Below are 6383 nucleotides of genomic sequence, written 5' to 3' on the forward strand. Positions count from 1 at the left end.
TGCCCGCTGGGCCCCCTCGACAGCCGGCCTCGGCACGATCGCCAGCGGATAGGCCGGGGGAGTCCCACCGAACTCCGGCCCCGCGCCTCAAACGCCGGCGGGGCTGAAGGGGGCGGGGGCCCACACCTCGAACGCCGGCGGGGCTGGAAGGGGTGCGGAGGCCCGCGCGCGGGCCCCCCGAGGGGCTACGCCCAGAGTTGGCCTTGGACCGCGGCGATCGCGGCCTCCGTCGTCGGGGCCGTGTAGACGCCCGTCGACAGGTACTTCCAGCCGCCGTCCGCGACGATGAACACGATGTCGGCGGATTCCCCGGCGGCCACCGCCTTGCGGCCCACGCCGATCGCCGCGTGCAGGGCGGCGCCCGTGGAGACTCCGGCGAAGATGCCCTCCTCGCGCAGTAGGTCGCGGGTGCGGGTCACGGCGTCGGCCGAGCCCACCGAGAAGCGGCTGGTGAGCACGGAGGCGTCGTAGAGCTCGGGGACGAAGCCCTCGTCGAGGTTGCGCAGGCCGTAGACGAGGTCGTCGTACCTCGGCTCGGCGGCGACGATCTTGATGCCCTCGACGTGTTCGCGCAGGTAGCGGCCGACGCCCATCAGGGTGCCGGTCGTGCCCAGGCCGGCCACGAAGTGGGTGATCGACGGGAGGTCGGCGAGGATCTCCGGGCCGGTCGTGGCGTAGTGGGCGCCCGCGTTGTCCGGGTTGCCGTACTGGTAGAGCATCACCCAGTCCGGGTGCTCCGCCGCCAGTTCCTTGGCCACGCGGACCGCGGTGTTGGACCCTCCCGCCGCCGGCGAGGAGATGATCTCGGCTCCCCACATGGCCAGCAGGTCCCGGCGCTCGTGGGAGGTGTTCTCCGGCATCACGCAGACGATGCGGTAGCCCTTGAGCCGGGCGGCCATCGCCAGGGAGATGCCGGTGTTGCCGGAGGTCGGCTCCAGGATGGTGCAGCCCGGGTAGAGGCGGCCGTCCTTCTCCGCCTGTTCGACCATGTGGAGCGCGGGGCGGTCCTTGATCGAGCCGGTCGGGTTGCGGTCCTCCAGCTTCGCCCAGATGCGGACCTGGTCCGAGGGCGAGAGCCGGGGCAGGCGGACGAGCGGCGTGTTGCCGACGGCCGCGAGCGGGGAGTCGTAGCGCATTACTTCGATCCGCCGGCCACGGCCGGGAGGATGGTGACGGTGTCGCCGTCGCTGAGTTCGGTGGTGATGCCGTCGAGGAAGCGGACGTCCTCGTCGTTGAGGTAGACGTTCACGAAGCGGCGCAGTTTGCCGTCGTCGACAATGCGCTCGTGGATGCCCTTGTGGCGGGTCTCGAGGTCGGTGAAGAGGTCGGCGAGGGTGGTGCCCTCGCCCTTCACGGCCTTCTCGCCATCGGTGTAGGTGCGGAGGATGGTGGGGATGCGGACCTCGATGGCCATGGCTGGCTCCAGTCAGGAGGGAGGGCGTAAGAACGCAAGGGCGTAAGGGCGCGCGGTTCGTCGGCCCCCCGCGCAAGAGGGCTGTGGTGCTCAGGCGGCAGGACAGATGGCGCTGGCGAGGCGGCACAGGTCGACGTGCAGCCGCGCCACGAGCAGCAGCCTGCCGGGCGTCTCGATGCTCACGTCGTGGGAAACCATGCGGTCATGTTAACGATTCCCGGTCCCCCGTTTGGAGTGTGATCCCGCATCGTGGACCAGTACCGCTCACATACTGGTCAGTAGGCCTGTACGACCTGCACTTCTTCCTCGGTGATGACGCCGTCGACGATCCGGTAGGAGCGGAACTGGAACTCCCCGAGGCCGTCCTTGTCGGCCGTCGAGACGAGTACGTAGTGCGCCGCGGGCTCGTTCGCGTACGTGATGTCGGTGCGCGAGGGGTAGGCCTCGGTCGCGGTGTGCGAGTGGTAGATGATCACGGGATCCTCGTCCCGGTCGTCGAGCTCGCGGTAGAGCTTGAGCAGATCCTTCGAGTCGAACTCGTAGAACGTGGGCGAGCGCGCCGCGTTGAGCATCGGGATGAACCGCTCGGGGCGGCCGGTGCCCGCCGGGCCGGCCACGACGCCGCACGCCTCGTCCGGGTGGTCCCGGCGGGCGTGCTCGACGATCTGGTCGTACAGGTCCTGGGTGAGGGTCAGCATGAGCGAAAGGATAAACAGACGGGCCCTCCCGTACCGAGGCGTGGTACGGAAGGGCCCGCATGGTGGACAGGACCGGCCCGGGCACAGGGCCCGGCGGTGCCGGCGGCGCCGGCGGCTCAGATCTCGTCGGAGCCCACGGAGACCTTGAGCGAGGCACTGCCGCCGCCCGAGTCGCGGCGACCCAGGACGAGGTAGGAGACGGCCAGGACCAGGCCCCACAGCGGAGCGCAGTACAGCGAGACCCGCGCGTCCTGGTCGGCGCCCATCATCACGATGACCATGCCGATGAACAGCAGCGCGAACCAGCTCGTCCACGGGGCGCCCGGCGCCCGGAAGGAGGACTGCGGGAGTTCGCCGCGGTCGGCCTTGGCGCGGTAGCGGAGCTGGCAGACCAGGATCATGATCCAGGCCCACATGCCGGAGATGGTGGCGAAGGAGACGACGTAGTCAAAGGCCTTGCCCGGGGCGACGTAGTTGATCCAGACGCCCGCCAGCATCAGCGCGGCGGAGAACGTCGTGCCGATGAGCGGGGTGCCGTTCTTGGTGAGCTTGGTGAAGAACTTCGGGCCCTGGCCGTTGAGCGCGAGGTCGCGCAGCATGCGGCCGGTGGAGTACATGCCCGAGTTGCAGGAGGACAGGGCGGCGGTCAGCACGACGAAGTTGACGATGGCGGCGCCGACGCCGAGGCCCATCTTCTCGAAGGCGGCGACGAAGGGGCTGACGCCGGGCTGGAACTCGTGCCACGGGACGACCGACAGGATCATGATCAGCGCGCCGACGTAGAAGACGGCGATGCGCCACGGCACGGTGTTGATGGCCTTGGGCAGGGTCTTCTCGGGGTCCTTGGACTCGCCGGCGGTGACGCCGACCAGTTCGACCGCGAGGAAGGCGAACATCACGATCTGCAGGGTCATCAGCGTGCCGCCGATGCCCTTGGGGAAGAAGCCGCCGTCGTTCCAGAGGTTGGTGACGGTGGCGGTGTCACCGGCGTCGGAGAAGCCGATGGTGAGGATGCCGGCGCAGATCAGGATCATGCCGACGATGGCGGTGACCTTGACCATGGAGAACCAGAACTCCAGCTCGCCGAAGAGCTTCACGGAGATCAGGTTGGCGCCGTAGAGGATCACGGTGAAGATCAGCGCGTAGGCCCATTGCGGGAAGCTGTCGTGGGTCCAGTACGACATGTACTGCGCGGCCGCGGTGACCTCGGTGATGCCGGTGACCACCCAGAACAGCCAGTACGTCCAGCCGGTGACGTATCCCCAGAACGGGCCCAGGAACTCGCGGGCGTAGTCCGAGAAGGAGCCGGAGACGGGGCGGTACATGAGCAGCTCGCCCAGGGCCCGCATGATGAAGAAGATGACCAGGCCCGCGATGGCGTAGGCCAGGATCAGGCTCGGTCCGGCCTTGGAGATGGCCTTGCCCGCGCCCAGGAACAGGCCGGTGCCGATGGCTCCGCCGATCGCGATCATCTGGATCTGGCGGGCGCCGAGTGCGCGGTGGTAACCGTCGCCCTCGCCCTGCGCGCCCTCTCCGGGCGTCTTGCCGTGCTGCTCGACCTGCACTGAGGTCATGTCTTGTGCGCCTTTCTCCACGCCGACCCGCGCCTTGACTGGCTGCGGATCGGGTCCTCGATCCCCCCGGATACGGATGGAGTTGCACGCCGGCGGTCAGCCGGCCCGAGCGAGCCGGGGGACATGGGTGGCGTCCCGTCGGCAGTCGTGCAGATTTATCACGTACTTACGGGTGGCGGAGGGCCGAAAACATGACGGACCGCCCGAAAAAATCGGGGCACAGGACATAAAAAAGGTCAGATCACCACAGGGTGGTGATCTGATCGTTATCCGGATTTGAGGGTCCGCTGAGCGAACACGCCGCCGCCTTGAGGATCCTCAGAGCTTCTCAGAGGGTTTCGACGAGGGTCTCCTGGAGGCCGCCGAGCCAGAGGTACGCCATGACCATCGGCTTGCGCGGATCGTCGTCCGGCAGCCGGAAGAGCACGGCGCTCTCGTCGTCCTCGGTGATGTCCAGCCGGGCCGCGATGGTGAGCCGCAGGTCGTTGAGCGCGCCGAGCCAGCGCAGGGGCAGGTCGCCCGTCAGTTCCAGCACCTGCGCCTCGTCGCCGGCCGGGTTGAGCCCGTCCAGGCTGCGTACGACGGCCAGCGCGTCCTCCCGCTTGCGGGTGCGCAGGTCGTTCTCGGTGAAGCGGCGGAATTCCGCCGAGCGCGCCCTCAGCTCCTCCGGGTCCGCCTTGGGGTCCGCTTCCGGGCCCCCGTAGGCGTCGGGGAAGAGCCGGGCGAGTGCCGGGTCGGACGGGGGTTCGGTGGGGCCGTCGGAGGCGAAGAGCACGGCCAGCGGGTCGGCGTCCTCGGCGGGTTCCGGTTCGCCCGGGCCGATCAGCTCCAGGAGCTGCACGGCGAGGGAGCGCAGGATGGAGACCTCGATCTCGTCCAGCGCGATGGCCGCGCCGCCGCCCTTCAGGGCTTCGAACACGCCGCCCATCAGAAGCGGTCCTGCGAGAGGGTCGCCCAGAGCCCGTAGCCGTGCATGGCCTGCACGTCGCGCTCCATCTCCTCGCGGGTGCCGCTGGAGACGACCGCCTTGCCCTTGTGGTGCACGTCGAGCATCAGCTTGGTCGCCTTGTCCTTGGAATAGCCGAAGTAGGCCTGGAACACGTACGTCACGTAGCTCATGAGGTTCACCGGGTCGTTGTGCACCAGGGTCACCCAGGGGACGTCGGGTTCGGGGACCGCGAAGGTCTCTTCGGCCGATTCGGTGCGTTCGATCTCAATGGGAGCAACACTCACTTGTCCCATGCTGCCACTGTGGTCGGCCCGTCGCACAAACCGACCCTACATCTCGTCACTTTGACGAGATGTGCGCTAGCATCCCTGACATGAACCCTGCGGACCTGGGCCTGCCGGTGGACGTGCCGTCCACGGCGCTCTTCACGGACCATTACGAGCTCACGATGCTTCAGGCAGCGCTGGCCAACGGCGCCGCCGACCGCCGCTCGGTCTTCGAGGTCTTCACCCGGCGGCTGCCCGAGGGGCGGCGCTACGGAGTGGTGGCGGGGACCGGTCGCGTCCTCGACGCCGTGGAGAACTTCCGCTTCGACGGCGCGGTGCTCGACTTCCTGCGCGAGCGCGACGTCGTCGACGCCCGGACCCTGGACTGGCTGGCGTCGTACCGCTTCTCAGGTGACATCTGGGGCTACCCGGAGGGGGAGGTCTACTTCCCCGGCTCGCCGATCCTGCGGGTGGAGGGCAGCTTCGCCGAGTGCGTGCTGCTGGAGACCGTGATCCTGTCGATCCTCAACCACGACTCCGCGATCGCGGCCGCCGCCTCCCGGATGGCCTCGGCGGCGGGCACCCGCCCGCTGATCGAGATGGGCGCGCGGCGCACCCACGAGCTGGCGGCCGTCGCCTCGGCGCGGGCCGCGTACGTCGGCGGCTTCACCTCGACCTCCGACCTCGCCGCCGGCTTCCGGTACGGGATCCCCACGGTCGGCACCAGCGCGCACGCCTTCACGCTGGTGCACGACAGCGAGCGGGACGCGTTCACCGCGCAGGTGGCCTCGCTGGGCGGCGCAACGACCCTGCTGGTGGACACGTACGACGTCGCGGAAGCGGTCCGCACGGCCGTGGAGGTCGCCGGTACGGGGCTGGGCGCGGTCCGCATCGACTCCGGTGACCTGCTGCTGGTGGCCCACCGGGTGCGGCAGCAGCTGGACGAGCTGGGGGCGACGGCGACGAAGATCGTGGTCACCTCGGACCTGGACGAGTACGCCATCGCCTCGCTGGCGGCGGCGCCGGTGGACGCGTACGGGGTCGGCACCCAACTGGTGACGGGCAGCGGGCACCCGACGTGCTCGATGGTCTACAAGCTGGTGGCGCGGGCGGCGTCCGCGGACCCGAAGGCGCCGCTGGTGGCCGTGGCGAAGAAGTCGATGGGCGGCAAGACCTCGATCGGCGGCCGCAAGTGGGCGGCCCGGCGGCTGGACTCCGACGGGGCGGCGGAGGCTGAGGTGATCGGCGTGGGACCGGTCCCCGCGGCCCTGGCGGACCAGCAGCTGCTGGTCGAGCTGGTCAAGGGCGGCGAGGTGGTCGCCCGCGAGCCGCTGGAGACGGCCCGTGACCGCCACCGCGCGGCGCGCGCGGGCCTGCCGCTGTCGGCGACGCAGCTGTCGCGGGGCGAGGCCGTGATCCCGACCGAGTACGCGTAGCCCCCGCGGGCCCGGCTTCCCGGGGCTCCGCCCCGGACCCCGCGCC

At 69.7% G+C, this 6383-nt stretch carries 8 protein-coding genes; 1 reads left to right on the forward strand and 7 read right to left on the reverse strand.

Annotation, left to right across the window (positions count from 1 at the left end; all coding sequences use genetic code 11):
• Positions 1-185: 185 nt before the first annotated feature.
• The 7 genes from ACWDYJ_RS35660 to clpS all read right to left on the reverse strand — a co-directional run bounded on the left by ACWDYJ_RS35660 (position 186) and on the right by clpS (position 4928).
• Positions 186-1136 (reverse strand): PLP-dependent cysteine synthase family protein, encoded by a 951-nt coding sequence (locus ACWDYJ_RS35660; RefSeq protein ID WP_451569760.1) that lies wholly within the window; start codon positions 1134-1136, stop codon positions 186-188.
• Positions 1136-1414 carry a MoaD/ThiS family protein gene (locus ACWDYJ_RS35665; protein WP_451569761.1) on the reverse strand — a complete coding sequence of 93 codons (279 nt, stop codon included), beginning with the start codon at positions 1412-1414 and terminating at the stop codon, positions 1136-1138. The genes ACWDYJ_RS35660 and ACWDYJ_RS35665 overlap by 1 nt, the downstream gene beginning before the upstream one ends.
• 90 nt (positions 1415-1504) lie before the next feature.
• The gene (locus ACWDYJ_RS35670; RefSeq protein WP_311736929.1) at positions 1505-1612 is read right to left on the reverse strand and encodes a putative leader peptide; all 108 of its coding nucleotides are present in this window, start codon (positions 1610-1612) and stop codon (positions 1505-1507) included.
• A 77-nt stretch (positions 1613-1689) separates the two neighbouring features.
• Positions 1690-2112 carry a Mov34/MPN/PAD-1 family protein gene (locus ACWDYJ_RS35675; protein ID WP_451569762.1) on the reverse strand — a complete coding sequence of 141 codons (423 nt, stop codon included), beginning with the start codon at positions 2110-2112 and terminating at the stop codon, positions 1690-1692.
• Positions 2113-2228: 116 nt separating this feature from the next.
• Complete coding sequence (locus ACWDYJ_RS35680; protein ID WP_451569763.1) at positions 2229-3686, reverse strand: amino acid permease; 1458 nt, start codon at positions 3684-3686, stop codon at positions 2229-2231.
• A gap of 328 nt (positions 3687-4014) precedes the next feature.
• Entirely contained in the window at positions 4015-4614 is a 600-nt protein-coding gene (locus tag ACWDYJ_RS35685) for a DUF2017 domain-containing protein (protein ID WP_451569764.1), read from the reverse strand.
• Positions 4614-4928, reverse strand: a complete 315-nt coding sequence (gene clpS / locus ACWDYJ_RS35690; RefSeq protein ID WP_451569765.1) for an ATP-dependent Clp protease adapter ClpS — start codon at positions 4926-4928, stop codon at positions 4614-4616. Before clpS ends, ACWDYJ_RS35685 begins: the two co-directional genes overlap by 1 nt.
• A gap of 80 nt (positions 4929-5008) precedes the next feature.
• Here clpS and ACWDYJ_RS35695 point away from each other — a divergent pair, with 80 nt between their 5' ends.
• The gene (locus tag ACWDYJ_RS35695; protein ID WP_451569766.1) at positions 5009-6337 is read left to right on the forward strand and encodes a nicotinate phosphoribosyltransferase; all 1329 of its coding nucleotides are present in this window, start codon (positions 5009-5011) and stop codon (positions 6335-6337) included.
• Positions 6338-6383 lie beyond the last annotated feature (46 nt).

The organism is Streptomyces sp. NPDC003042 (assembly GCF_053591315.1).